26 protein-coding genes are annotated in these 25,194 nt (G+C 62.3%); 19 read left to right on the top strand and 7 right to left on the bottom strand.

Going from position 1 to position 25,194, the window contains the following annotated elements; translation table 11 throughout:
* Positions 1 to 110: 110 nt before the first annotated feature.
* From tsaB to O3297_RS12590, 4 genes are read left to right on the top strand one after another with little or no spacing between them, the layout of a single operon-like run.
* Positions 111 to 836 (top strand): tRNA (adenosine(37)-N6)-threonylcarbamoyltransferase complex dimerization subunit type 1 TsaB, encoded by a 726-nt coding sequence (gene tsaB, locus O3297_RS12605; protein ID WP_305048854.1) that lies wholly within the window; start codon positions 111 to 113, stop codon positions 834 to 836.
* On the top strand, positions 833 to 1,342 hold the full coding sequence (rimI, locus tag O3297_RS12600; protein WP_305048853.1) for a ribosomal protein S18-alanine N-acetyltransferase: 510 nt from the start codon (positions 833 to 835) through the stop codon (positions 1,340 to 1,342). Before tsaB ends, rimI begins: the two co-directional genes overlap by 4 nt.
* Positions 1,339 to 2,256, top strand: a complete 918-nt coding sequence (locus tag O3297_RS12595) for a uracil-DNA glycosylase (protein WP_305048852.1) — start codon at positions 1,339 to 1,341, stop codon at positions 2,254 to 2,256. Before rimI ends, O3297_RS12595 begins: the two co-directional genes overlap by 4 nt.
* Positions 2,237 to 3,187, top strand: coding sequence for a DUF1853 family protein (locus tag O3297_RS12590; protein WP_370385404.1), 951 nt, complete (start codon positions 2,237 to 2,239; stop codon positions 3,185 to 3,187). The genes O3297_RS12595 and O3297_RS12590 overlap by 20 nt, the downstream gene beginning before the upstream one ends.
* A gap of 75 nt (positions 3,188 to 3,262) precedes the next feature.
* Here the strand turns inward: O3297_RS12590 and lplT are convergent, their stop codons facing one another.
* Entirely contained in the window at positions 3,263 to 4,525 is a 1,263-nt protein-coding gene (gene lplT / locus O3297_RS12585) for a lysophospholipid transporter LplT (protein ID WP_034779369.1), read from the bottom strand.
* Between the two features lie 257 nt (positions 4,526 to 4,782).
* On the opposite strand from lplT, the gene alr reads away from it, so the two are divergent.
* From alr to fliD, 4 genes are all read left to right on the top strand, one after another.
* Positions 4,783 to 5,880: an alanine racemase gene (gene alr, locus O3297_RS12580; RefSeq protein WP_305048851.1), complete on the top strand. Its 1,098-nt coding sequence runs from the start codon at positions 4,783 to 4,785 to the stop codon at positions 5,878 to 5,880.
* A 69-nt stretch (positions 5,881 to 5,949) separates the two neighbouring features.
* Complete coding sequence (gene radA, locus O3297_RS12575; protein ID WP_070255485.1) at positions 5,950 to 7,326, top strand: DNA repair protein RadA; 1,377 nt, start codon at positions 5,950 to 5,952, stop codon at positions 7,324 to 7,326.
* Positions 7,327 to 7,457: 131 nt separating this feature from the next.
* The gene (locus tag O3297_RS12570) at positions 7,458 to 7,778 is read left to right on the top strand and encodes a PilZ domain-containing protein (protein WP_071653418.1); all 321 of its coding nucleotides are present in this window, start codon (positions 7,458 to 7,460) and stop codon (positions 7,776 to 7,778) included.
* A 229-nt stretch (positions 7,779 to 8,007) separates the two neighbouring features.
* Complete coding sequence (fliD, locus tag O3297_RS12565; RefSeq protein ID WP_092606030.1) at positions 8,008 to 9,393, top strand: flagellar filament capping protein FliD; 1,386 nt, start codon at positions 8,008 to 8,010, stop codon at positions 9,391 to 9,393.
* 112 nt (positions 9,394 to 9,505) lie between these two features.
* Here the strand turns inward: fliD and O3297_RS12560 are convergent, their stop codons facing one another.
* The gene (locus tag O3297_RS12560; protein ID WP_305048850.1) at positions 9,506 to 10,306 is read right to left on the bottom strand and encodes a helix-turn-helix domain-containing protein; all 801 of its coding nucleotides are present in this window, start codon (positions 10,304 to 10,306) and stop codon (positions 9,506 to 9,508) included.
* 100 nt (positions 10,307 to 10,406) lie between these two features.
* On the opposite strand from O3297_RS12560, the gene O3297_RS12555 reads away from it, so the two are divergent.
* From O3297_RS12555 to O3297_RS12545, 3 genes are all read left to right on the top strand, one after another.
* On the top strand, positions 10,407 to 11,657 hold the full coding sequence (locus O3297_RS12555) for an MFS transporter (protein WP_257219197.1): 1,251 nt from the start codon (positions 10,407 to 10,409) through the stop codon (positions 11,655 to 11,657).
* A gap of 32 nt (positions 11,658 to 11,689) precedes the next feature.
* Positions 11,690 to 12,184, top strand: a complete 495-nt coding sequence (rraA, locus tag O3297_RS12550) for a ribonuclease E activity regulator RraA (protein WP_034779352.1) — start codon at positions 11,690 to 11,692, stop codon at positions 12,182 to 12,184.
* A gap of 137 nt (positions 12,185 to 12,321) precedes the next feature.
* Positions 12,322 to 12,963, top strand: a complete 642-nt coding sequence (locus tag O3297_RS12545; RefSeq protein ID WP_305048849.1) for a choice-of-anchor C family PEP-CTERM protein — start codon at positions 12,322 to 12,324, stop codon at positions 12,961 to 12,963.
* 58 nt (positions 12,964 to 13,021) lie between these two features.
* On the opposite strand, the gene O3297_RS12540 is transcribed toward O3297_RS12545, so the two are convergent.
* On the bottom strand, positions 13,022 to 13,411 hold the full coding sequence (locus O3297_RS12540; protein ID WP_092606024.1) for a MerR family transcriptional regulator: 390 nt from the start codon (positions 13,409 to 13,411) through the stop codon (positions 13,022 to 13,024).
* 82 nt (positions 13,412 to 13,493) lie between these two features.
* On the opposite strand from O3297_RS12540, the gene O3297_RS12535 reads away from it, so the two are divergent.
* The gene (locus tag O3297_RS12535; RefSeq protein WP_092606022.1) at positions 13,494 to 13,931 is read left to right on the top strand and encodes a hypothetical protein; all 438 of its coding nucleotides are present in this window, start codon (positions 13,494 to 13,496) and stop codon (positions 13,929 to 13,931) included.
* A 101-nt stretch (positions 13,932 to 14,032) separates the two neighbouring features.
* Positions 14,033 to 15,850 carry a DUF4153 domain-containing protein gene (locus tag O3297_RS12530; RefSeq protein ID WP_305048848.1) on the top strand — a complete coding sequence of 606 codons (1,818 nt, stop codon included), beginning with the start codon at positions 14,033 to 14,035 and terminating at the stop codon, positions 15,848 to 15,850.
* Between the two features lie 130 nt (positions 15,851 to 15,980).
* Here the strand turns inward: O3297_RS12530 and O3297_RS12525 are convergent, their stop codons facing one another.
* The gene (locus O3297_RS12525; protein ID WP_305048847.1) at positions 15,981 to 17,234 is read right to left on the bottom strand and encodes an MFS transporter; all 1,254 of its coding nucleotides are present in this window, start codon (positions 17,232 to 17,234) and stop codon (positions 15,981 to 15,983) included.
* Between the two features lie 59 nt (positions 17,235 to 17,293).
* Between O3297_RS12525 and O3297_RS12520 the strand changes: the two genes are divergently transcribed.
* From O3297_RS12520 to O3297_RS12500, 5 genes are all read left to right on the top strand, one after another.
* Complete coding sequence (locus tag O3297_RS12520) at positions 17,294 to 18,289, top strand: AraC family transcriptional regulator (protein ID WP_305048846.1); 996 nt, start codon at positions 17,294 to 17,296, stop codon at positions 18,287 to 18,289.
* Positions 18,290 to 18,323: 34 nt separating this feature from the next.
* Positions 18,324 to 18,848, top strand: a complete 525-nt coding sequence (locus tag O3297_RS12515; protein ID WP_370385428.1) for a GNAT family N-acetyltransferase — start codon at positions 18,324 to 18,326, stop codon at positions 18,846 to 18,848.
* 242 nt (positions 18,849 to 19,090) lie between these two features.
* The gene (locus tag O3297_RS12510) at positions 19,091 to 19,675 is read left to right on the top strand and encodes a LysE family translocator (protein WP_099394207.1); all 585 of its coding nucleotides are present in this window, start codon (positions 19,091 to 19,093) and stop codon (positions 19,673 to 19,675) included.
* Between the two features lie 10 nt (positions 19,676 to 19,685).
* Complete coding sequence (locus O3297_RS12505; RefSeq protein WP_305048845.1) at positions 19,686 to 21,152, top strand: PLP-dependent aminotransferase family protein; 1,467 nt, start codon at positions 19,686 to 19,688, stop codon at positions 21,150 to 21,152.
* 139 nt (positions 21,153 to 21,291) lie between these two features.
* On the top strand, positions 21,292 to 21,690 hold the full coding sequence (locus O3297_RS12500; protein WP_305048844.1) for a VOC family protein: 399 nt from the start codon (positions 21,292 to 21,294) through the stop codon (positions 21,688 to 21,690).
* Positions 21,691 to 21,717: 27 nt separating this feature from the next.
* Here the strand turns inward: O3297_RS12500 and motA are convergent, their stop codons facing one another.
* Both motA and O3297_RS12490 read right to left on the bottom strand, forming a co-directional pair.
* Positions 21,718 to 22,581 (bottom strand): flagellar motor stator protein MotA, encoded by an 864-nt coding sequence (gene motA / locus O3297_RS12495; RefSeq protein WP_034779327.1) that lies wholly within the window; start codon positions 22,579 to 22,581, stop codon positions 21,718 to 21,720.
* 42 nt (positions 22,582 to 22,623) lie between these two features.
* Entirely contained in the window at positions 22,624 to 23,544 is a 921-nt protein-coding gene (locus O3297_RS12490) for a LysR family transcriptional regulator (RefSeq protein ID WP_305048843.1), read from the bottom strand.
* A 99-nt stretch (positions 23,545 to 23,643) separates the two neighbouring features.
* On the opposite strand from O3297_RS12490, the gene O3297_RS12485 reads away from it, so the two are divergent.
* Positions 23,644 to 24,813: a mandelate racemase/muconate lactonizing enzyme family protein gene (locus tag O3297_RS12485; RefSeq protein WP_305048842.1), complete on the top strand. Its 1,170-nt coding sequence runs from the start codon at positions 23,644 to 23,646 to the stop codon at positions 24,811 to 24,813.
* Between the two features lie 3 nt (positions 24,814 to 24,816).
* Here the strand turns inward: O3297_RS12485 and O3297_RS12480 are convergent, their stop codons facing one another.
* Positions 24,817 to 25,179, bottom strand: a complete 363-nt coding sequence (locus O3297_RS12480; RefSeq protein ID WP_099394202.1) for a glyoxalase superfamily protein — start codon at positions 25,177 to 25,179, stop codon at positions 24,817 to 24,819.
* Between the last annotated feature and the right edge of the window lie 15 nt (positions 25,180 to 25,194).

Here is a 25,194-nt window from a genome sequence, read left to right as displayed (position 1 = left end):
GCCCGCTGTGCAAGCCGCATCGGGCCGCGTCGGCCTGATCGTTGCCCGGCTTGCCACGGCATGCCGTAGCGGGGAGTGCCGCGCCATGGCGTGGCAAGGTAAAATACGCTATGTCTACCTTACTTCCCACCCTGCTTGCTATTGAAACGTCGTCCGAACTGGCCTCCTGCGCCTTGTTGCGCGGCGATGCCGTCCTGTCCCGCGCCTCGTCCGGCGTGCGCACCCATTCCCAATCCATCTTGCCGATGGTGCAAGAATTGCTGGCCGAAGCGGGCGTCAGCCTGGCCGACGTGGACGCCATCGCCTACGGCTCCGGTCCCGGCTCGTTTACGGGCGTGCGCACGGCCTGCGGCATCGCGCAAGGCCTGGCCTATGGCGCCAGCCTGCCCGTCGTGCCCGTTGTCACGCTCGACGCCATGGCCCTCGCTTGCCACCAGCAGCATGGGGCGCAACGCATCGTGACCGTGCTTGACGCCCGCATGGGCGAAGTGTACTGGGCGCAATATGATTACCAGGATGGCTTGCAGCTCGTTTCGCCACCGGCACTGAGCGCGCCGACTGGCGTAGCGCCGCAAGGCGATGTTGCCGGCTGTGGCAACGGCTTTAGTGCCTATGCCGAAGCACTGGCCGCGCTGCCATGCGCTGCGACTGCTGACGCGGCCATCATGCCGCATGCCGTGCAGGTGGCGCAACTGGCGCGCATCGCCTTTGCCGCCGGACATTTCGTGAAGGCGGCCGAGGCGCAGCCTTTGTACTTGCGCAACAAGATCGCTTACACGAGCGCGGAACGGCACGAGATGCAACAGGCCAAGGCCGCCGCGGAGCCGGCACAATGATGGAGGCGGGCAAGGACGCAGTGACGCAGGACGGCAGCGCGGCAGGCTGGGACTTGCTGCGCCTCGACTATCAGCCCATGGTCGAAGCGGACCTGGTTGAGGTGCTGGCGCTGGAGCAGCGCGTGTATCCGCATCCTTGGACACATGGCAATTTCGTCGATTCCCTCAAGAGCGGCTACCCGGCCTGGGTGCTGCGTGACGTGGACGGCACCTTGCTCGGCTACTTTTTGCTGATGCTGGTTGTCGATGAAGCGCACTTGCTCAACGTGGCCGTCGAGGGCGCCATCCAGGGCCAGGGGCTGGGCCGCTTCCTGTTGAATCAGTCCTGCGCCTGCGCGCGCCAGTTGGGCATGGAATCGATGCTGCTGGAAGTGCGCCCGTCGAACGTGCGCGCGCTCGATATTTACCAGCGCTATGGATTTGAACAGATCGGCCGGCGCAAGGGATACTATCCGGCCAGCAACTCGCAACGTGAGGACGCCATCGTGATGCGTTATACCTTATGAGCCGCAGCGCCGTTTTCCTCGATGAAATGGGCGTCGGTCCCCTGTGGCGCTTGCGCCAGGGCGCCGCACCCGAAGCCGTTGATGTCGTCGAAGCTCCCGTGGAGATGGAAGTCGCCGTGGCGGCTCCCATGGCCGAAGCCGCTCAAGCCGTGACTGAGGTGGTTGCCGAGGTGGCCGCTGCTGTCGTCGCCGAAGTGGTCGCCGAGGTGAAGGCTGACGTACCCGTACCCGTCGCCGTTGCCGCTACACCCGTTCCCGCCGCCGAGCCGGACGACACGGCCTGGTTCGACGATGCGCCGCCACCGCCGCCTGCCAAACAGCTGAGCGATACGGATATCGCCGCCCTCGACTGGGAAGGCTTGACGGTCGCCGTCGCCAAGTGCGCGCGCTGCGACTTGTGCAAGACGCGCAAGGGCGTCGTCATGGGCCGTGGCGACCGCCAGGGCGCTTGGCTGATGCTGGCCAGCAGCCCCTCGCGCACGGAAGAACGCGAAGGGCGCGCCTTGCCGGGCGAGCAGGGCAAGTTGCTCGACAATATGCTGAAAGCCATCGAAGTCGATGCGGGTCGCGACGTGTACATCACGCATTTGCTGAAATGCCGTCCGCTCGACGAGGCTGGCCAGGAGCGCTTGCCGACTGAATCCGAGGCCGCCGCCTGCCGTCCGTACTTTGATCGCGAACTGGCTCTGCTGCAGCCGCGCACCATCGTGACACTGGGGTCGATGGCCGCCGCCGGCATCAATCAGGGCGAAAAACCCGTGCGTGGCAAGGTGCGCCAATTGGGCAATGCCTCGGTCGTGGCCACCTTCCATCCGGAAATGTTGTTGCAGGACAAGACGGGCAAAGCCAAGGCGCGCGCCTGGGCCGACCTGTGCCTGGCGAAAAGCACGCACGGTGATTCGCACGGTGAGTGATGCGGCCGTCGTCACCTTCCAGGCCCGCTTCGAGCAGCGCTGGGGGCATCTGACGCACCCCCGCGTGCGTGCGCTGGCCTGGCTGCTGGACTCGCCCGACTTGCTGGACCCGGCCAGCCCCCACTGGCGCGGGCGCATCGCCAGCCTCGCGCCCGTCACGCCCTTTGTCGCGGCATGGATGGGGGCGCTGCAGGATGATCCGTCGCCGCTCGATGCGGCGCTGGGGCCGAAATTCTATTCCCGCCTGGGCCTGTATGCTGAAAAGCTGCTGGCCTTTTATTTTGAGCAGCATGGAGTATTGCAAGCGCATGGCTTGCAAGTGCAGGTCAATCGCAACGACACGGTGGGCGAGTTCGATTTTTTGCTGCGTGATGGTAACGACTTGCTGCACTGGGAATTCGCCACCAAGTTCTACCTGCTGGAAGGCGCACCCGATCCCGGCATTTTCAACCACTTGATCGGCCCCAATCTGGCCGACACTTTGGGCTTGAAGATGCGCAAGATTCTCGACAAGCAGCTGGCCTTGTCCCGTCATCCGGCCGCGCAAAGCCTGCTGGCGCAACCTGTGCGCGCGGCGCAGGCACTGGTCAAGGGCTGGCTGTTCTATCCATCGGACGCCACGCCCGCCATGGACGGCATTTCCCGGGAGCATGGACACGGCTTCTGGTGCACGCCGGCCCAACTGCCGGCGCGGCGCTATGTCGTGCTGCCGCGCCTGCAATGGCTGGCGCCATTCAAGGGGCGCGACGTGGAAGTGCTGGACGTGGATGCCTTGCGCGCACAGTTGTTTGATCTGGCGCAACCCGTGATGGTGGCAACGGTGGATACTATCGAAGGCTGGGAAGTGGAGTGCACGCGCGGTTTTGTCGTGCCACATGACTGGGTGGAGCAGGCTGCCGCGCGGCGGCTGACAGGCACGTTACCTGCGTAACCATGTACCGTGAGCCTAATGCCGAAGTCATGTAGGTCGGATTAGCGCGTAGCGCGTAATCCGACGTCACATTGCTTAATGTTTCTGCTCGCCAATCAAGGACAGATTGTCATGCTCTGCCTGGTTCAGCTTGTGCTTGCGCATGATCATGTACATGGTGCCGGCGACGAACAGGCCGAACAGGGTGATGATGATATTGAGCGGCAGGTGCAGGCGGATCATGATCGAATACACGGCCAGCATGGTCAGAATCGACAGGTTTTCATTGAAGTTCTGCACGGCGATGGAATGGCCCGCGCTCATCAGCACGTGGCCACGGTGTTGCAGCAGGGCGTTCATGGGCACGACGAAGAAGCCGGACAGGGCGCCGATCAGTATCAGCAGCGGGTAGGCGATCCACACGGAGTGCACTTGCGTCATCATCATGACGATCACGCCCATGGCGATGCCCAGCGGAATGACGGTCAGCGATTTGCGCAGTGGAATGAAACGTGCCGATAGCACGGCGCCGGCGGCCACGCCGATGGCGACCACGCCCACCAGGCTGGTCGCCTTGTCGAAGGGCATGTTCAAGGATTGCTTGGCCCATTCCAGCACGATCAGTTGCAAGGTGGCGCCAGCGCCCCAGAACAGGGTCGTCACGGCCAGGGTGATCTGGCCCAGCTTGTCTTTCCACAGGATGGAATAGCAATTGGCAAAATCGGTAATGAGTTTGATAGGATTGCGTTCCTGGTGCGGATACACGCAGCCCGTGTCGGGAATCTTCAGGTTGGCCAGGGTCGCCAGCACATAGATGCCGACCACCACGCACAGGGCCGCTTCCGTCTTGTTGGTGATACCCGTGTCGATCAGGGGGAAATCGAAGGACAGCAGCATGTCGGACACGTGGCCGCTGACGAGCGCGCCGCCCATGACGGTGCCGAGGATGATGGAGGTGACGGTCAAGCCTTCGATCCAGCCATTCGCCGCCACCAGCTTTTCCGGCGGCAGCAGTTCCGTCAGGATGCCGTACTTGGCGGGCGAGTACACGGCCGCGCCAAAACCGACGACGGCGTAGGCCAGCAGCGGGTGTACGTGGAAGAAGACGAGGGCGCAGCCGAAGATCTTGACCATGTTGGCGATGAACATGACCTTGCCTTTCGGCAGAGCATCCGCGAAGGCGCCGACAAAAGCGGCCAACAGCACGTAAAACAGGACGAATGACAGTTTGAGCAGCGGCGTGATCCACGCCGGTGATTTCATGGACACCAATAAATCGACGGCGACAAAAAAGAGGGCGTTATCTGCCAGCGAGGAAAAGAACTGCGCCGCCATGATGGTATAAAAACCACGATTCATTCTGGAATGCCTGAAATCATATCTGGCTTGCTTTATACCACGAAAAAACGGCAAACCCCAAGTTTGGACGGGGCTGCTTTGCATAGTCTTGTCTAAGCGAAGCTTAATTTTTCTGCCGTAGAAAAATACACATACATGTGAGCATTTTGTACATGCTGTCCTGGGCGACCATCGCAGGCATTCCCTTGCCGGCTTGCCGACCCGCATCCAGCCCATCCGGTAAAATACGGCTTTCCCACCCGCCGTGAACGACGCATATGCCCAGGCCCCTTATCGCCACCATCCATCTCGATGCCATGCAACACAATCTGGCGCGCGCCCGTGCCGGCGCCCGCGGCGCCAAGGTGTGGGCCGTCGTCAAGGCGAACGCCTATGGCCACGGCCTGGAACGGGCCATGCGGGGCTTTTCTGACGCTGACGGCCTCGCGCTGGTCGAGGTCGATTATGCCGTGCGCTTGCGCGAACTGGGGTGGACCAAGCCCATCTTGCTGCTGGAAGGGTTTTTTGATGCCAGTGATTTGCCGGTCATGGCGCAATATGGATTGAACGGCAGCGTGCATTGCGAAGAACAGATCGCCATGCTGGCAGCGGCGCACTTGCCGTACAGCATCGATGTGCACTTGAAAATGAATACGGGCATGAATCGCCTGGGTTTCACGCCGCAGGCCGTGGCGGGTGCGTATGCGCGCCTGCGCGCCATCCCGCATATCGGTACGATCACCTTGATGACGCACTTCGCCAATGCGGACGAGGCGGCGCCCACGCGCTTGCCTTTGGCCCAGCAGATGCTGCGTTTTGAAGCGGGCGCAGCCAGCATAGGCACGCCGCTGCCGCGCAGCCTGTGCAATTCGGCCGGCGTGCTGCTGCACCACCTGGACAGCGATTGGGTGCGCCCCGGCATCATGCTGTATGGCGGCACGCCCAGTGGCGCTCCCGGCGGCACGTCGGCGCAGGCATTCGGCTTGCTGCCCACCATGACCTTGCGCAGTCGCATTATCGGCATCCAGGATATCGCCGCCGGCGAAGTGGTGGGCTATGGCAGCCGCTACGAAGCGGCCGGCAATATCAAGGTGGGCGTGGTGGCCTGCGGCTATGCGGATGGCTACCCGCGCCACGCGCCCGAAGGCACGCCCGTGCTGGTCGACGGCGTGCGCACGGGCCTCATCGGCCGGGTGTCGATGGACATGCTGATGGTCGATCTGACGCACGTGCCGGGCGCAAAAGTTGGCAGCGCCGTCACCTTGTGGGGCCAGGGCATGCCGATCGACGAGGTGGCCCTGGCTGCCGGCACCATCGGCTACGAGCTGATGTGCGCACTGGCGCCGCGTGTGCCCGTGGTCGAAGCGACACAGTGACGGCGGCCCGCTGTTTGTATATACTGTATATATAGACAGCAGTTTCACCTTACCCGGGCAAAGTACATCATGGCAAAAGTCAAGACCATCTACACCTGCAGCGATTGCGGCGCCATCAGCAACAAATGGATGGGGCAATGCACCTCGTGCAACCAGTGGAACACCATGGTGGAAACCCTGCCTGAGACGGGCGGCAACAACCGCTATTCGAATCCGCAGCACATGTCGCTGGCGCAGACGGCGCCCGTGCTGTCGCTCGATGATATTGACGCCATCGACGTGCCCCGCTTCGGCACGGGCATCGAGGAATTCGACCGCGTGCTGGGCGGCGGCATGGTGGCGGGCGGCGTCGTGCTGATCGGCGGCGACCCCGGCATCGGCAAGTCGACCCTGCTGCTGCAGGCGCTGGCCAACATGTCGCACCACAAGCGCGTGCTGTACGTCAGTGGCGAGGAATCGGGCGCGCAGATCGCCCTGCGCGCCAAGCGCCTCGTCATCGATGCCAAGGAACTCAAATTGCAGGCCGAGATCCAGCTGGAAAAGATCCTGTCCACCTTGAACGACCTGAAGCCGGAAGTGGTGGTGATCGACTCGATCCAGACCGTGTATTCGGACGCGCTCAGCTCGGCGCCCGGTTCCGTGGCGCAAGTGCGCGAATGCGCGGCCCAGCTCACGCGCGCGGCCAAGCAGACGGGCGTGACCATCATTCTGGTCGGCCACGTGACGAAAGAGGGGGCGCTGGCCGGTCCCCGCGTGCTCGAGCATATTGTCGACACGGTGCTGTATTTCGAGGGTGACGCGCACTCCAGCTTCCGCCTCGTGCGCGCCATCAAGAACCGTTTCGGCGCCGTCAATGAGCTGGGCGTGTTCGCCATGACGGAAAAGGGTCTGAAGGGAGTATCGAACCCGTCCGCCCTGTTCCTGTCGCAGCATGACAATCAGGTGCCCGGTTCCTGTGTGATGGTGACGCAGGAGGGCACGCGTCCGCTGCTGGTGGAAATCCAGGCCCTCGTTGACACGAGCCACTTGCCCAACGCGCGCCGCCTGTCCGTCGGCCTGGAGCAGAATCGCCTGGCCATGCTGCTGGCCGTGGCGCACCGCCATGCGGGCATCGCCGCCTTCGACCAGGATGTGTTCATCAACGCCGTTGGCGGTGTCAAAATTACGGAACCGGCGGCCGACCTGGCCGTGTTGCTGGCGATCAACTCGTCGATGCGCAACAAGCCCTTGCCGCGGGGACTCGTGGTGTTTGGCGAGGTGGGGCTGGCCGGTGAGATCCGCCCCGCGCCACGGGGCCAGGAGCGCTTGCGCGAAGCGGCCAAGCTTGGCTTTACCCTGGCCGTGGTGCCCAAGTCGAACTTGCCCAAGCAAGTCATCGAAGGCCTCAAGGTCATCGGCGTCGAGCGTATCGATGAAGCATTCAACAAGCTGCGCGACCACGAGTAAAAGTTGGTATGGTTTAAATGCCAAGCTTGAGACAAGTCAAACAGAATTTCCGTTTAGAACTATAATATTTGTCCGATGGATTCTCCCCATGAATCCGCATCGACAATGAATTGATAGAGAAGCGGAATACAGTGTCAGTTGAGCAAAGGCAGGGCGCACGCAAGATATTGCGTGCCAAGGCGATGTTGGTAATGGATGGTGCGGGCCCCGTGGCGGCGCGCACCCTCGATGTGGGGCCGGGCGGGATGGCGGCCGTCATCGCGGAACCGGTGCCGACAGGCAAGAAGGGCAAGGTGCTGTTCGAATTGTTTTACGATGGCGCAGCGCACATCATCGAGGCGCGCGTGTCCGTCTCGCACTGCATTTTCAGCAGCGCAGGTTTCAAGGTGGGACTCACTTTCCTGCAGTTGGACATGGCCGTCAGCAGCGCCATCTCGAAATTCATGCGCTGAGGCAAGCCGGGAGGGGGCTGCAGGTGAACTGCGCTAAAATGGTGCATATGGGTTTGCAGTCAGGAAAAACCTGTTCTGTTCGCTGTTTTGATATTCCAGTAATACTGCATAATTATCAACCAGAAGAGGGGCCTTGCCGCGTCACGCGCGCCTGCCGTCCGTCTCTCGCGCAGCACGGTCACGACCTGAACCGTGCGCCATGACCTTACATCCGACGGGAATGCCTACCATGTTTAATTCGACCATCAACAGCAGGGCCTACACCAACAATACGCAGCAGACGACGCAGGGCAATATCTCGGCCGATGTGTATGCGAAGGTGGAGCGCCAGATGCAGTCGCAAAACACGGGCGTCGTCAAGCTCAACGCCAGCCTGGCGCGCGACCAGGCCAAGTTCTCGGGCCTGGGCCAGCTGCAATCGGCGCTGGCGAAATTTCAGACCGTGGCCAAGAACATGGCCGGCAGCGGCCTGGCCACGTCGGCCACGTCCAGCAGCAAGGATGTGCTGAGCGCCACCACCACCGACAAGGCCGCCAGTGGCAGCCATGAACTGAACGTCAAGCAACTGGCGCAGGGCCAGACTCTGCTCAGCGGCGCACAGAAATCCTCGAGCGCGGCGATCGGCACGGGCGCGCCCGCGCTGGTGAAGATCGAAGTGGGCTCGGCCGACGGCAAGCAATTTACGCCAGGCAGCGGCAAGATCATTTCGCTGACGATTGACAGCAGCAACAATAGTCTCGACGGCATCGCCGCCGCGCTCAAGCAGCAGGGGATCGACGCCAGCGTGGTCAAGGGCCCCGATGGCTACTCGCTGGCCTTGAATGGCAAGAGCGGCGCCGACAGCAGCATGCGCATCAGCGTGGCTGGCGACGCGGCCGTCAGTAATTTGCTCAGCTATGCGCCCGGCGCCGGCAAGGGCATGCAGCAGACGGCCGCCGCGCAGGACGCGCTGCTGACCGTTGACGGCAAGGAAATCAAGAGCGCCACGAATACCCTGACGACGGCCGTCGAGGGCGCCACCATCGAATTGAAGAAAAAAGGCACGACGGACCTCGTCATCGCCAAGGACAGCAGTCAGATCGCCAGCAACGTGGCCAACTTCGTCACGGCCTACAATGAACTGAACAGTAAGCTGCAGAGTCTGCAGCAGGGCGATTTGAAGTCCGACACGGCCCTGGGCCAGGTGCGTTCGCAGATGGAGCAGGTGCTGCGCACGGCCAGCACGGGCGTGCCATCGTCGGTGCTGGGCAGTGCCGGCGTGACCTTGGGCAAGAGCGGCGAACTGGTGCTGGACGATAAAAAGCTCAAGGCCGCCATCGCGGCCGATCCGGACGCCGTCAGCAAGATGTTTACCAATAACGGCAAGGGCGTGGCGGACCAGTTCGTCAGCAAGATCGGCGAGCTGACGGGCGAAACGAGCATCATCCGCAAGGAAGTGCAGACGGTCGGCAAGGACATCACGACGCTCACCAACAAGAAAGCCGTGCTGGCCAAGGCGCTGACGGCCCAGGCGCAGGCGCTGGTGAAAGCATATTCGGCCCAGGAACAGATGGGAACGAACTCGGCCTTGCCTGGTTATACCGGCAAGAATTCCTTGTTCGACTTCATGGCTTAAGAGCGCACCGCTAAAGCGCCCATGGCGGCGTTGCATCGCCTTGCCGTACCAGCGTACTGCCTGCGGCGCTGCGCCTTGCCCTGAGCGCTGTATCGGCGCGCTTTCCAGTTGGCTAGATTCTGTCGCCCTGGGCAAAGAAGGCTGACGGCGAGCTGCCGAAAGTCTTCTTGAACATGGCGGAAAAGGCCGACTGGCTGGCATAGCCCAGTTCTTCGGCCACTTGCGACAGCGGCACGCCGCGCGCGATCAGGGGCGCCGCGTGCGCCAGGCGCACTTGCTGGCGCCACTGGCCAAAACTCATGCCCAATTCCCGTTCGAACAGCCGCGCCAGGGTGCGCTCCGAGGCGCCGACTTGCTGCGCCCAGTGTTCCAGGGTCTGGTGCGAACCCGGTTTCTCGATCAGGCTGTCGCACAGGGTTTTCAGGCGCTTGTCGCTGGGCAAGGGCACGCGGATGGGGCGCGTGGCCGAGCGTTTCAACTCATCAAGGATCAGTTCGGCCAGCAGCGCCTCGCGCGCCGGTTCCTGGCCCGGATCCAGCTGTTCCAGCGCCATGATCAGCTGGCGCAGCAGGTTCGACACTTCCAGCACCTTGCAGTCGCGGCCCGCGAATGGCGCGCGCGCGGCATGGATGCACAGGGGGCGCAAGCGGGTTTTTTCCAGTATCGTGACGGCATGCTCCACGTTGGGCGCGATCCAGATGGCGCGCATGGGCGGCAGCACCCAGCTGCTGTTGTTGGCGGTGATGCGCAGCACGCCTTCGAGCGCCATGGTCACCTGACCCCATGGATGGCTGTGCGGCAAGAGAAATTCATCGGTTTGCAGGTCGCGCGCGACCATCGTCACGGGGATGGTCGCGCTGGGCACTTCCCGTGGCGGACACATGCGGGTATGGTGGAGGATAGGTACACCCATCAGCTTGGCCTTAATTCGATAAATTATGTCGTTCTGTCGGAAAACAGACGATGGTATTTTGCATACACTTGAGCTTCACCAGTATAAGACAGGGTATGACATGATAACAACTAACTCGGCAATGGACTTGCCACCTCACTCACCGCCAACTCTGCGCAACGATGCGCGCGTCATCGCCCTGGTGGGGCTGGCGCATGGCGTGTCGCACTTCTACCATCTGATCCTCGCGGCCCTGTTCGTCTGGCTGAAACCGGCCTTCGACCTGTCGTATGCGGAGCTGGGCCTGCTGATGACGGTATTCTTCATCATCTCGGGCGTGGGGCAGGCGCTGGCCGGCTTTGTCGTCGACCGTTTTGGCGCCCGCGCCGTGTTGTTTTCTGGCATCTTCTTGCTGGGCGTGTCGGCGCTGGCCCTGTCCACCGCGCACAGCTATGCGGCGCTGATGCTGGGCGCCATGCTGGCCGGTATGGGCAACAGCGTGTTTCATCCAGCCGACTACACGATCCTCAACCAGCGCGTTTCGGCGGCCCGCGTGGCCTACGGCTTTTCCGTGCATGGCATCAGCGGCAACATCGGCTGGGCCCTGGCGCCCCTGTTCATGACGTATGTGGCCACCCAGTATGACTGGCGAGTGGCGCTGCAATGCGCGGCCGTGCTGCCGTTTGGCGTGCTGCTGATCCTGTTCCTGAACCGCCACGCCATCCGCCCCGAGCCCGTGAAAATGGTTGCGCCAGGCCAGGCGGCCGGCGGCGAAGGCACGCTGGACTTTCTGCGTTTGCCAGCCGTGTGGATGTGCTTTGCCTTCTTCTTCATTACGGCCATCGCCCTGGGCGGCATCCAGAGCTTTGCCAGCGTGGCCCTCGTCAAGCTGTATGGCATGAGCCTGGCGCTGGCCACCAGCGCCTACACGGCCTATATGCTGGCCTCGGCCGTGGGCATGCTGGCCGGCGGCGTGGTGGGCGCGCGCAGCAAGCAGCCGGACCGTAACGTCGCCATCGCCTTTTCCGCCGCCGCGCTGCTGGCCGTGCTGCTGGCCATGGCCGTCGTGCCGGCCTGGGGCGCGGTGGTGCTGATGGGCGCCATCGGCTTGATGTCGGGCGTGGCGGGGCCATCGCGCGACCTGATGATACGCGCGGCAGCGCCGAAGAATGCCACCGGGCGCGTGTATGGCGTCGTGTATTCGGGCCTCGACAGCGGCCTGGCCGTCGGTCCCCTGTTCTTTGGCGCGCTGATGGATGGCAACCATCCGGCCCTGCTGTTTGTCTTCATCGGCGTGTTCCAGGCGCTGGCGATTGCCACGGCCGTGGGCGTGGGCGGCAAAACCCGCGCGGCGGCGCTGCAAAAGGCTTAGAATCGTTGCCATCTGCCACTCAAGGAACTCCCATGACCTTTGCCACCACCGACCTGTGCGACGACTATGCAGCCATGCTGGATGATGGCACCCTGGCCGTGCTGCCGCCCGTGTACCGCGCCTTTGGCCAGCGCGTGCGTTTCAGCGGCCCCGCCACCACCTTGCACGTGTTCGAAGACAACGCGCTCGTGCGCAGCACCCTGGAAACGCCGGGCCACGGCCATGTGCTGGTGATCGATGGCGGCGGCAGCCTGCGCCGCGCGCTGGTGGGCGGCCAGCTGGGCGTGCTGGCCGAAAGCAATGGCTGGGCTGGCATCGTCGTCGATGGCTGCATCCGCGACAGCGAGGAAATCAATGTCTGCCAGATCGGCGTGCGCGCCCTGGCCACGCATCCGCGCAAGAGCAACAAGACGGGCGCCGGCCAGCGCGACGTGCGCGTGCAGATCAGCGGCGTGGCCGTGCATCCGGGCGACTGGATCTACGCCGATGCGGACGGCATCCTGGTGGCGCGCCAGGAACTTGATTGAGGCATTCCTCTCCGGAAGATGCGTTGCAAATTGTCTACATTAAATATATTTTTGCAAAGTTCTTTGATTTTTATCATGGCTGGGATATGATTTCACTTAAGGTAACTTTAATGTCAACAAAGCAAGGAAATCAGATCATGAAAATCGCCACCATCGCCGCAGTTGCCGCCCTGTTCGTCGCCGGCAGCGCCAGCGCCAGCCCCGTCAACCTGATCGCGAATGGCAATTTTGAAACGGTCGCTTCCGGTTACGCCTTCGACAGCGGCTTTAAAGTCGTCAACAGCGGTTCGTCGGGCATCACGGGCTGGACCGTGGGTGCCAGTTCCGTCGACCTGATCCGCAATGCGTATAACGCCATCGATGGCTACAGCATCGATTTGCTGGGCACGCCAGGTCCGGGTTTCCTGTCGCAAAATTTCAGTGTCGTTGCCGGCCAGACATATAACCTGAGCTTTGACATGGCGCGCAATTCCGGCGGCCCGGCAGGCCAGGGCGTGAGTGTCAATTTCGGCGGCGTGGCCGGGGATTTCTACTCGACGGCTGCCGCTTCGAACACCTTGTACAGCAACACGCTGAGCTTCACGGCCGCTGCCACCGGCCTGGCGACCCTGTCGTTTGCCAGCGCCGCCAAGGCCGGTACGCCGTTCGACAATTACTCGGGCGCCGTGATCGATAATGTTTCCGTGATGGTCGCCGTGCCGGAACCGGAAACCTATGCCATGCTGCTGGCTGGCCTGGGCCTGATGGGTTTCCTGCGCCGCCGCAAGGCCGCCAGGTAATCCCGGCTCCGCCCCACGTCAGACCGCCTGCTGCATTGCACAGGCGGTTTTTTGTTTTTCAGGGGGCTGGTGCTGCCTCGGCATCTCCCCGCAACGGACAGGCGGCCGCCTGCGGCTCCATCCGCCGCGCCAGTTCGCCGCGCAGCTGCGTCAAACCGGCGATGCGCGCATCGATGTCGGCCAGCTTGCGCGCCAGCGCCGCGCGCAGCAGGTCCGCCATGGCCGGATCGCCTGCGCCGGCCAGCAGCGGCATGTCGGCCTCGATTTCCGCCAGCGTAAAACCCAGCTGCTGCGCCGTGCGCAGGTAGCGCAGCCAGTCGGCCGCCTCGGGCGGATAGTCGCGGTAGCCATTCGCGCCGCGCCGCGCGCGCAGCAAGCCCCGCTTTTCATAGAAGCGCAGGGTATCGCGGCTCAAGCCGGTCGCCTGCGCCATCTCGCCGATCTGCATGGAAATATTCCTTCATAAAATGCTTGACCATGGAGTGTACTCCAGCCTTGAGAATGAATGCTTTCCATACACAGGAGTTCCCATGTTATCTGTTGTTGCTTTCCGCCGCCTGGTGCGCGCCAGCGCCATTTATGATGTGCTCATGACGGCCGCGTTTGTCACGCCGTGGACGTTCCTGCTCATGCGCGAGCACTTGAACGCCCTCAACCTGGCCCTGGGCGGCGCGCCACTGCCAGTGTTCGAACCCTTGCATTTGCTCATCAGCAGCATGATGGGCAGCGTGGTGATGGTCTGGTCGGTGCTGCGCATGCTCGATCCGCAGCCGCGCTTCGGCCGCTACGACGCGGTGGCCCGCTACCTGTTTTCCACCTGGATGGCGTGGGCCTTGCTGATGACGGGCCAGCCCCTGCTGTGGCTGTTCCTCGTGCCGGAACTGGCCTGGGGCCTCGCGCAAAGCTTGCCATTGCGCCGCAGCGAAGGTGGGCGGGAAGGGCATCCACGCGAATCGCTGTTGAGATGACGATAACGAAATGCAATAATGGCCGTGCTCGCAGTGCAACAATGACTGCAATGAACGACTCTAAGGGAATGAATATGCAGCAGGATGCCGCTGGAAAAAACATGGCGTTGCTCGATCCGGTGGTGGCGCCGCGCATCGCGGTGACGCGCCTGGTGACGGGCCTGCTGCAAGGCTTGTTGCTGTACTGGCTGTACAGCACTGCCCAGGACAAGGTGTGGCCCGCCACGGAAGCCTATCTGCTGGGTCCGTTGATGTTGATCAGCCTGCTGCTACCGATCCTGCTGGTATCCAGCCTGGGCCATATGTCGGCGAAGCGCATCGTGCTGTGGATGGCGGGCGCCGCCGTCGTGCTGGCCGTGCTGGCCTGGCATGACGTGGCGCGCGGCGCCGAGCACGTAATCTGGGGCAACTACAAGCCGGGCGCGCCCCTGCGCGTCATTTCCGCCCAGCTGTTCGGTTTTTGCGTGGTGGGCTTCTATATTGCCCACGCGCTGGTGCTGGCCAGTGCCCAGGATGGACAGCGCATCGCCCGCTATCCCACCTACTTTGAAATCGCCTGGAAGCTCGGCATCCAGCTGCTGTTTTCCCTGCTGTTCGTGCTGGGCCTGTGGCTGGTGCTGTGGCTGGGCGGGCAGCTGTTCCTGCTCATCAAGCTGAGTTTCCTGAAAAAACTGCTGGGCCAGGCCTGGTTCGTGATTCCCGTCATCTGCTTCGCGTTTTCGTTTGCCATCCATATCACGGACGTGCGCCCGTCCATCGTGCGCGGCATCCGTACCTTGCTGCTGGTGCTGCTGTCGTGGCTGATGCCGATCGCCGCCGTGCTGGTCTCCGGCTTCCTGCTGACCTTGCCATTCATCGGTTTCGAGCGCCTGTGGGCCACGCGCCATGCGGCGTCCGTGCTGCTGGGCATGGCCGGCGTGCTGGTGGTGCTGATCAATGCCGCCTTCCAGAATGGCGAAGTGGGCCATGGCGTGGTGCGCGGCATCCGCCTGGGCACGCGCCTGGCCTGCCTGCTGCTGCCGTGGGTGGTGGGCATCGCCATCTATGCGCTGACCCTGCGCGTGATGTCGCACGGCTGGACATCCGACCGCCTGATCGCGGCCGCCTGCCTGCTGGTCGCCACCTGCTACGCCGCCGGCTATGCCTGGGCGGCCAGCAAGTATGGCGACTGGCTGCACCTGATCGCCAACGTCAACGTAGCCACCGCCGGCGTCACCCTGCTGGTGCTGTTTGCCCTGTTCTCGCCGCTGGCGGACCCGGCGCGCATTTCCGTGGCCAGCCAGATGGCGCGCCTGAACAGCGGCAAGGTTGGCGTGGACAAGTTCGATTTCGAATACCTGCGCTTCCAGGGCGCCCGCTATGGCCAGGCGGCCTTGCAGGAATTGAGCAAACGCACGACGGGGCCCGACGCGGCCATCGTGCGGGCCCGCGCCGACGCCATGCTCAAGCGCCAGAACCGCCTCGACGAAACGGGCGCGCTGAGCGACGTGTCGATCAACCTGACCCTGCGCCCGGCCACGGCGAAGTTGCCGGAGAGTTTCCTGCGCCAGGATTGGACGCAAGTGAGTCCGGCCTGGCGCCTGCCCGCCTGCTTGAAGCGGGCAGGGCCGCAGTGCGACGCGTATCTGCTCGATTTCGATGGCGATGGCAAGCAGGACGTACTGCTGATCAGCACTGACCCGCGCGCCTCGTCGGTGTTGCTCGCGGAAAAGGAAGACGGCAGCTGGTCGGCGCGCGGGCAAATCCCCACGGATGCCCTGCGCTGCAAGCCCCTGCGCGAGAAGCTGCAGGCGGGCGAATTCCAGCTGGTGCCGCCGAAAGTGCGCGAACTGGAAGTCGACGGCCAGCGCGTGCCGATGACTTTATATACGCCAGAGGACGAGGTCAGCTGCCCCGATGAGACGGCGCCGACTCCGTAAATGGCAGTGAGAGGACTTGGCGCACGGGACCAAGCCTCTTGCTGCTTCCGAAAGCAGCAACTTCGTGCGCTGAATCATTCAGACTGCCCGGTATCGGCTGCGGATTCAATCGCTCAACGCAACACACTGTTCAGATCGTTGAGCAGGTGTCTGGTAGTGTAGCGTCTTCCTGTGGCAGTTCGACTTGAACTCTGAAAGCGATGACGAGAGAAGCGAACAGCATCACAACGCCAGCAATAATGAAAACGCCTGTGACGCCACCAAACCCGAACATCATGCCACCCAATGCCGCGCCGGCAGCTATTGAGGATTGCACCGCAGCGACGACCATGCCGCCAGCCGTCTCCGCTTGATCTGGAACGGCACGAGCTACCCAGTTGGACCAGGCGACAGGTACGCCGCCGAACGCCAAGCCCCAGAGGGCCACCAAAAGCATCAGGCCGGTTCCCTGGACTGGCAGTAAAATCATGCCGAATGCCGCCAAGCCCACCAGCGCAGGCATACCCACTAAAGTAGCATGCAGGCTACGCTCCATTAGCCAGCCGGCCAGCAGCGTGCCAATGAAGTTGGCGACACCAAAACCCAGGAGCATCAGAGACAAACTGTTTACATCAATATGGGCAACGCTTTCAAGCGCGGGGCGAATATAGGTGAACAATGCGTATTGCCCCGTATGGGCAAGTACACAGCCCAACATCCCGATCCCGATCCCCGAGCGACGCAGCAGTGCCAGGACAGACGGGGTGCGCATCATCGTGCGCGGTGCCATACGGGGCAGTGTGAACAATTGAAACAACAGTGTTAGCCCTCCGACAGCTGCGGCTGCTATAAATGCACTGCGCCAGCCATATATCCCCCCCAAGTAGCTGCCCAACGGTACGGAAACAACCGTCCCGATGGCGATACCGCTGAAGATTATGGATAGCGCTCGCGGCACTGATTTTGCTGGCACCAGTCGCATAGCCACGGCTGCCGCCATACTCCAAAAGCCTCCCAAGGCGACGCCCAGCAGAATGCGCATCACCAACAACACTGTCAGGCTTGACGATAACGCCACCAACAAGTTCGACGCGATCATCAGCACTGTGAAAGCTAACAAGACGACACGTCGGTCAAAACTGCGCGTCAGGCGCGGCACTGAAAGCCCAGCGACCATGGCCACGACGGCCGTCACCGTCACTGCCTGACCAGCTAGCGCCTCCGACACACCGAGATCGAAGGCCATCGGGGTCAATAGGCTGGCTGGCAGGTACTCCGCCGTCAGGAGGCCGAAAACGCCCATTGCCAGTGAAAACACTGCCATCCATGCTGCTGCCGCTGGCTCTGCAACAGACGCATCGCTCGCGTTGGGCGTTTGCCCATTACCCAAAACATCATTGTTCATCTCTAACATTCCTAAAACGATCAGAGTCGAAAGTCTAGAGCTAAAGCCCAGGATGATCTATGATGACAAGTCTTGATGTTTTGATCGAAACTCCTGAAATGCCCAAGAAGAATCAAGTTTTCCCGTCCTCTGGTCTCGTCAGTGAACTGTTGATGGGGATGCGCCTGCGTGGCGTCCAGTACCGCCGCATTCAGACCGGTCCAGCTTTCGGCATAGGCTTTGAAGACAAGCCAGGCCACGCCTACTTCCACTTCGTGGCTGTTGGCACTGCCTATCTATGTACGGATGATGGCGAGTTGCATGAGCTGTCCGCCGGTAGCGCGGTGTTCATGCCGCACGGCAGGAGGCACCAGCTGCTATCGGATGCGGGCGTTGCATTTCAGGACATCGACAAGTTCGATGTCGCGCCCCTTGGTGACGCCGTTAGCGGAGTCGACACATGTCCCAGTACGGCCTCCGTGCCCAGTGCAATTATTTTTTACGGCTGCATGGAATTCGATCTCGGCGGGATGCAGGGGGTCGGTAAGTTGATGCCAACCGTCATGGTGGCCGACACGCAAGCGCAAGATTATCCGGGCTTGCTGCCTGTGCTGGATTCAATGAAGCGTGAAATCTGCGCCGGTCGTATTGGCTTTGCAGGCATTCTGGCTCGACTGGCAGAGGTTGCTGCAGCAATGATCGTGCGCGGCTGGATTGAATGCGGTTGTGAAAGCGCCTCCGGTCTCCTCGCCGCATTGCGTGATCCGCGCCTCGCTCTTGCCATATTGGCGCTGCACCGCCAGCCAGGACGGGAATGGACAGTTGCACAGTTGGCTGCGGAGTCGCATGTCTCTCGTTCTGTCTTCGCACGACGCTTTCAAACCACCATCGGGGTGCCGCCCCTGCGGTATGCCACGGAGCTGCGGATGCGTCTTGCTAAACAATTGCTCACTCACGAAAGAGTGTCCATCGACGCCGTTGCCCAACGCCTTGGCTATACATCTCAAGCCGCGTTCAGTCGTGCTTTTAAGCGCGTCATCGGCAGGCCGCCGGGTCGCGATCGGGAAGTGCTGTGAGGAGAATAGCTTTCGGGGAGCAAATATTGATTTGGTGCGCCACTTTTCAAACCTCGCCACTAGAAGGTTTATTTTTGATATGTTATTGAAAAGACCGTGTGTAACGTTTACACCGACGCAGGAAGACGACGCGGATGAACTTGTCGCACTGCGCATTGAGGCGATGCGCGATAGCCTGATGCAGGTGGGGAGATTCGATCCGGTTCGAGCGAGAGAGCGGTTTCTGTCAGGCTTCTTGCCGGAGCACACACGCCATATTGAAACAGAAGGCAAACGGGTCGGCTTTGTTGTTCTCAAACAGCAACCAAAGGCCATGCTGCTCGACCACCTCTATATTCATCCAAACAACCAGGGCAATGGTATCGGGGCCGTTGTTCTCGCTCGTATTATCGAAGAGGCAAACGCTCTTGGTTTGCCGGTTCGAGTGGGAGCCCTGCGCGGTAGCGACTCAAACCGTTTCTATGTGCGCCACGGATTTATATTGATCGAGGAAGGAGACTTTGACAATTATTACATTCGTCCATGCGAAATGGACACCAGGCGCCCGGATCAAATGTAAAGCGCCATTTATAATAAAGATGAGCCTCCGTTTTGTGGCGGAAACTGCCAATGAGCCCAATTGGCAATCCACCAGTTGCGTTGCGCGCCTGCGGTGGAGTTTGTCCGGGCAGGGCCGCCTGTATCGCCGCTGTAGCAGTCGTCCGACTGATACAGCATGTGCTTGTACGCGTCGCCTTGTGCCTTGTCCCTGCCGTGCCGCGCTTCTAGACTGGGGCCTTCTCCACGCTGCGACTGCCTGCCATGACCGAACTCCTGCCCCTGATGAGCTATTGCTTTGTGATGTCCGCCACGCCCGGGCCGAACAATGTCATGCTGGCCACCACCGGCGCCAATTTCGGCTATCGCGGTGCGCTGCCGGTGATCCTCGGCATCCAGGCCGGCATCTTCGTGCAGACCGTGCTCATGTGCGTGGGGCTGGGCAGCGTGTTTGTCGCGTATCCGATGGCGCAGCAGGTGCTGCGGATCGCGGGCGCGCTGTACCTGATATTCCTGGCCTGGAAGCTGGCTGGCGCCTCGGTGGCCGGAAGCAGCGCGCCGAAGGCCGTGTCGTTTGCGCAGGCGGCCCTGTTTCAGGCGCTGAATCCCAAGAGCTGGCTCAAGGCGGTTACCATGGCGTCGGTCTTCATGCCTGCGCAGGGCAATATGCTGGCCAGCGCGCTGCTGGTGTCCGTGACCGGCACCGTGGTGGGCACGCCGTGCAACGCCATGTGGGCGCTGTTCGGCGTCTCGATCCGCAGCGTGCTGAAAGCGCCCCGCAACCAGCGCCTATTCAATCTGGCGATGGGGGCCGTCCTGCTGCTCCTCGCCCTGATGTTTTTACGCTAGACTGCCACCCATGTTCGCCATCGACCGCTCCTCCCCCATCGCCCTGTTCAAGCAGATCGAGGCCGCATTGCGCCTGCAGATCGCGCAACGCGTCCTGCCTGGCGGGACCAGGCTGCCGTCGATCCGCCAGCTTGCCACGCAGCTCGCGGTCAGCACCAACACCGTGGTGGTGGCGTATGACAGGCTGGTGGCCGCAGGCGTCATCGATACGCACGGCACGACAGGCTTCTTCGTCTGCGCACCAAGCGATGCCAGCCGCGCCATTCCCGACGAGGTGGCGCTGGAAGCGGGCCAGGAGCAGGAGCCGGTTTGGCTGAGCCAGCAAGTGAACGACCAGCGGCCGGGCGTGCTGCTGGCCAGCAGCGGCGCCTTGCCGCCCACCTGGCTGCAGGACGCGCTGCCGGCGGCTGCCGTGCAACGCGGTCTGGCGCGCAGCGCGGCCGGCATGGCCTCGCGCTGTCCGCCGCAAGGGCTGGCCGAACTGCGCGAGCAGATCGCGCTGCTGTTGCGCGGCATCGGCATCGCTGCGGATGCCAGCCACATCCTCACCACTTTCGGCGGCACCCATGCAATCGACCTGATCTGCCGCACGTTTCTGCAGCCCGGCGATACGGTGCTGGTGGAAGACCCCGGATACTTCCTGATGTTCGGCAGGCTGCGCCAGGACGGCGTGCGCCTGGTGCCCATCAAGCGCCGCCCCGATGGCCTCGACCTGGACGAACTGGAAGCGGCCTGCCGCGCGCACCGTCCGCGCCTGCTGTTCGTGCAGACGGCTTTGCACAATCCCACCGGGTGGAGCAGCAGCGCCGCCAACCTGCACAAGGTGCTGATCATGGCGCAGCAGCATGGCTTCCTGATCGCCGAAGACGACGTGCACGGCCATTTCCAGCAGGGCCACAGCACGCGGCTGGCATCGTTGTCCGGACTGGACGGCGTGATCTATTACTCGAGCCTGTGCAAGGCGCTGAGCCCGGCCCTGCGCATGGGCTACCTGGCTGCGGCGCCCGCTTTGCTCAAGCTGCTGATGCGCACCAAGATCCACGCCATCATGACTCTGCCTGCGCTGAACGAATACGTTTTGCTGGAAGTGCTCAAGGCCGGCAACCTGCGCAAGCACCTGGAGCGGCTGCAACGCAAGATCATGGTGGCGCGCAACGCCAGCACGCGGCAACTGAGCGCGGCCGGCGTGCTGTTCGAGCAGCCCGGCGACGCCGGCATTTTCCTGTGGGGCAGCATGCCCGAAGGGCTGGACGTGGACTTGCTGGTGCAGGACGCCTACCGCAACAAGATCCTGCTGATGCGCGGCGCCGCGTTCTCGGCCAACGACACGCCCGACCAGCACATCCGCTTCAACGTCGCCTTCAGCCAGCATCCCCGCGTGAGCGCCTACCTTGAAGAACGCCTGCAGGCGGTGGCTGGCGCGCGCTCAAGCCTGGCCCGCGCCAGCGGCGCCGCCAGCATCGGCGGCAAGTTCTGAGCATGGTCTGCGCCTGCCTTCATGATTTGTTGATATTCTGGAGGGGCTCTTTTTTCGCCAGCGTGTCAATTTGGTGTGCCGCCACCCTTCACCGGGACGGCGCACCGGTTGCCCATTCCACTTTTATCAGGGAAGCGCCATGAACAGACAGATCATCCTCAACCTGCCCGTGAAGGACCTGGAGAAATCCAGGGCCTTCTTTTCCGCCCTGGGCTTTGCCTTCGATTCCCGCTTCAGCGGCGAAAACGCGGCGTTCATGAATATCGTCGACGGCAGCATCCAGGCCATGCTGACGACCGAAGCCTTTTTCCAGTCACTGATCGGCAAGCCGGTGGCGAATGCGAAGCAAGCCAATGAAGTCGTCATTTGCCTCAGCTGCGAAAGCCGGGAAGAGGTGGACAGCCTGATCGCCAGGGCCAAGGCCGCAGGTGGCCGCATACCGCATCCGCCCGAGGACCACGGTTTCATGTATGACCAGGGCTTCGAGGATATCGATGGCCACCTGTGGAACCTGGTCTGGACGGCGCCGGAAGCCTGACGCGCCGAGTCAGCGGAACAGGCCGTATCAGTTCTTCGTGCGCACCTGGCGCACATGGTTTTCCAGTTCGCTGAACGAGGGGCGTTCCGTGGCGGAAATGACCTTGCGGCCGAATTCCACGGCCAGCGCCGGGGCGTAGCCGTTCAGGCTGGCCAACAAGGTGACTTTCACGCATTGGTACATCTTTGCCGTTTCATGGTGCTTGCGGCGCAGCAAGCTGGCCAGCGGCGCGATGAAACCGTAGGCCAGCAAGATGCCGATGAAGGTGCCCACCAGCGCCTGCGCGATCAGCACGCCCAGCTCGGCCGGCGGCAAGCCGACGGAGGCCATCGTGTGCACCACGCCCATCACGGCGGCCACGATGCCGAAGGCGGGCATGGCGTCGGCCAGCTGCGAAATCGTCTGGATAGGCATTTCCGCATCTTCATGGTGCGTTTCGATCTCGTTATCCATCAGGTTTTCGATCTGGTAAGCATCCATATTGCCCGACACCATCAGGCGCAGGTAGTCGGTGATGAATTCCAGGATGTGCTCGTCACCAAGCGTGTACGGGTATTTCACGAAGATGGGGCTGCGGTAAGGGTCGTCGATATCGTCTTCGACCGACATCAAGCCTTCCTTGCGGATCTTGCTGAGGATTTCATACATCAGCCCCATCAGTTCCATATAGCGCGCCTTCGTGTATTGCGAACCGTGGAACAGGGTGGGCAGGGCGGCGAACGTGGCGCGGATGGCCTTGGCGTCATTGCCGACAAAGAAGGTGCCCAGCGCGGCGCCGCCGATCATCAGCAGTTCCAGCGGCTGGAACAGGGCGCCCAGGTGGCCCCCCTGCATGGCGAAGCCGCCAAAGACGGAAAACAGCACGACGAGAAATCCGAGTATGACTAGCAAAACCTACTCCTTCATAATATTGCCATATCGCAATATTGTAGTTTAACCTGATTTGGCCGCCGTGGCCGCTTCCGGCTGCAACTGCTGGATGAGAAAATTGATAAAAGCGCGCACTTTGGCGGGCAACTGATGGCGGCTCGGATAATAGGCGTACAGGTCGGCCGGCGCCAGCGCGTAGTCGGCCAGCACCACGCGCAGGCGGCCGCTGTCGAGGTAGCGGGCCAGGTCCCATTCCGAGCGCAGCAGGATGCCGTGCCCGTCCAGCGCCCAGCCCAGCACCACGTCGCCATCATTGCTGGCCACCGTGCCGCGCACCTTCACCGTGTGCGTGGCGCGGCCTTTACTCAGGCGCCAGATGCCGTAGGCGTCGTCGTTTTGCCGGTGCACGATGCAGCGGTGCTGCGCCAGCTCGTCCGGGGTGTGCGGCGTGCCGTGCGCCTGCAGGTAGGCGGGTGAAGCGCACAGGAAACGCCGGTTCGACATGATGCGCCGCGCCGACAGGCGCGTGTCGGGCAAGTCGCCGAAGCGGATGCCCAGGTCGTACGCCTGCTCGACCAGGTTGATGGGGCTGTCCGTCAGTTGCAGCTGCACTTCCAGCTGCGGGTGGCGCAGGGCGAATTGCGACAGCAGGGGGGCGATCACCGTGCGGCCGAAACCCAGCGTGGCATTCACGCGCAGCAAGCCTTTCGGCTCCGCGCTGCCGCTGGCCAAGGACTCTTCCATGGCGCGGATATCGTCGAGGATTTGCCGCGCCTGCTGCAGATAGCTTTCGCCGTCGCCCGTCAGGCTGATGCGCCGCGTGCTGCGGTTCAGCAAACGCACGCCCAGGCGCTGCTCCATGAGCACCAATCGCTTGCTGACGGCGGGCGGCGTGATGCCCAGCTCGCGCGCCGTGGCCGACAGGCTGCCCAGCTTGGCCAGCAGCACAAAGAAGGCCATTTCCGTCGTGGCGTCGCTTTTCATTATTAACTTCAAGTGAAGAATGGTTTAAATTACTATCGATTATACGGTTTCATATCGCGGTTAAGCTGGCGTCCTTGTTTTCACCTCCAGGAGACCCGCATGAAAATCGTCGAAATCCGCGAAAAGACCATCCCCATCTCTTCCCCCATCCGCAATGCCTACATCGATTTCACGAAGATGACCCTGAGCCTGGTGGCCGTCGTCACGGATGTCATGCGCGACGGCAAGCCCATCGTCGGCTACGGCTTCAATTCGAATGGCCGCTACGGCCAGGGCATGCTGATGCGCGAGCGCTTCATCCCGCGCATCCTCGACGCCGATCCGGCCAGCCTCGTGACGGATGACGGCAGCAACCTCGACCCGCACAAGGTGTGGGACTGCATGTACACGAATGAAAAGCCGGGCGGCCACGGCGAACGTTCGGTGGCCATCGGCACCATCGACATGGCCATCTGGGACGCCGTGGCGAAGATCGACAACAAGCCGCTGTTCCAGCTGCTGGCCGAGCGCCACGGCACGGGCGTGCCGGAAAAAAAAGTCTTCGTGTATGCGGCCGGCGGCTATTACTATCCGGGCCAGAGCCTGTCTGCCTTGCAGGATGAGATGCGCAGCTATATCGACCGCGGCTACACGGTGGTCAAGAAAAAGATCGGCGGCGCCTCGCTGGACGAGGATCTGCGTCGCATCGACGCCATCATGGAGGTGCTGCAGGACGGCCAGAAGCTGTGCGTGGATGCCAACGGCCGTTTCGACCTCGACACCTCGATCGCCTACGCCAAGGCGCTGCGCCAGTACGACCTGTTCTGGTATGAAGAGGCGGGCGACCCGCTCGACTTCGAGCTGCAATCGACCTTGCGCAGCTATTACGACAAGCCCATGGCGACGGGCGAAAACCTGTTTTCCATGCAGGATGCGCGCAATCTGATCCGCTACGGCGGCATGCGCGCCGACCGCGACTGGCTGCAGTTCGATTGCGCCCTCAGCTACGGTCTGGTGGAATATTTACGCACGCTGGATATGCTGCACCAGCACGGCTGGTCGCGCAGCCGCTGCATTCCGCACGGCGGCCACCAGATGTCCTTGAATATCGCGGCCGGCCTGGGCCTGGGCGGCAATGAATCGTATCCCGATCTGTTCCAGCCGTTCGGCGGTTTTCCCGATGGCGTGCGGGTGGAAAACGGCCATATCACCATGCCGGATCTGGTTGGCATCGGCTTCGAGGGCAAGGCCAACCTGTATGCGGAAATGCGTGCCCTGAGCGGCCAGTAAGCGCTATGGCGTTCTTTGCCAGAAGCGCAGCCGGTTGCCGAACGGGTCCGCCACTTCCAGGATGCGGCCCCAGTCCTCGTCGCGGATGCCGGGCCGCGCATACGGGTAATCCTTCGCCTGCAGCTCCGCGTGCAGGGCGGCGATATCGTCGACGGGGATCAAGAGCGCAGCACCCGGCGTGGCATCGCCGTAGTGCTCGGACAGGTGCAGCACCAGATCGCCGCGCGTCACCTGCAGGTATAGCGGCGCCGTGGGCGCGAAGCGGTGTTCCCAGTCCAGGGTAAAACCGAGAAAACCGAGGTAGAACTCGCGCGTTTTTTCTTCGGAAAAGCTGCGCAGGATGGGGATGGCGGGGGACAGCTGCATGGCGGCCCTTTCAAC

It is taken from the genome of Janthinobacterium sp. SUN128 (assembly GCF_030587275.1).
Classification (GTDB): Bacteria; Pseudomonadota; Gammaproteobacteria; order Burkholderiales; family Burkholderiaceae_D; genus Janthinobacterium; species Janthinobacterium lividum.
The sequence above is the reverse complement of the archived record's forward strand: the minus strand, read 5'-3'. Positions and strand labels throughout refer to the sequence as shown.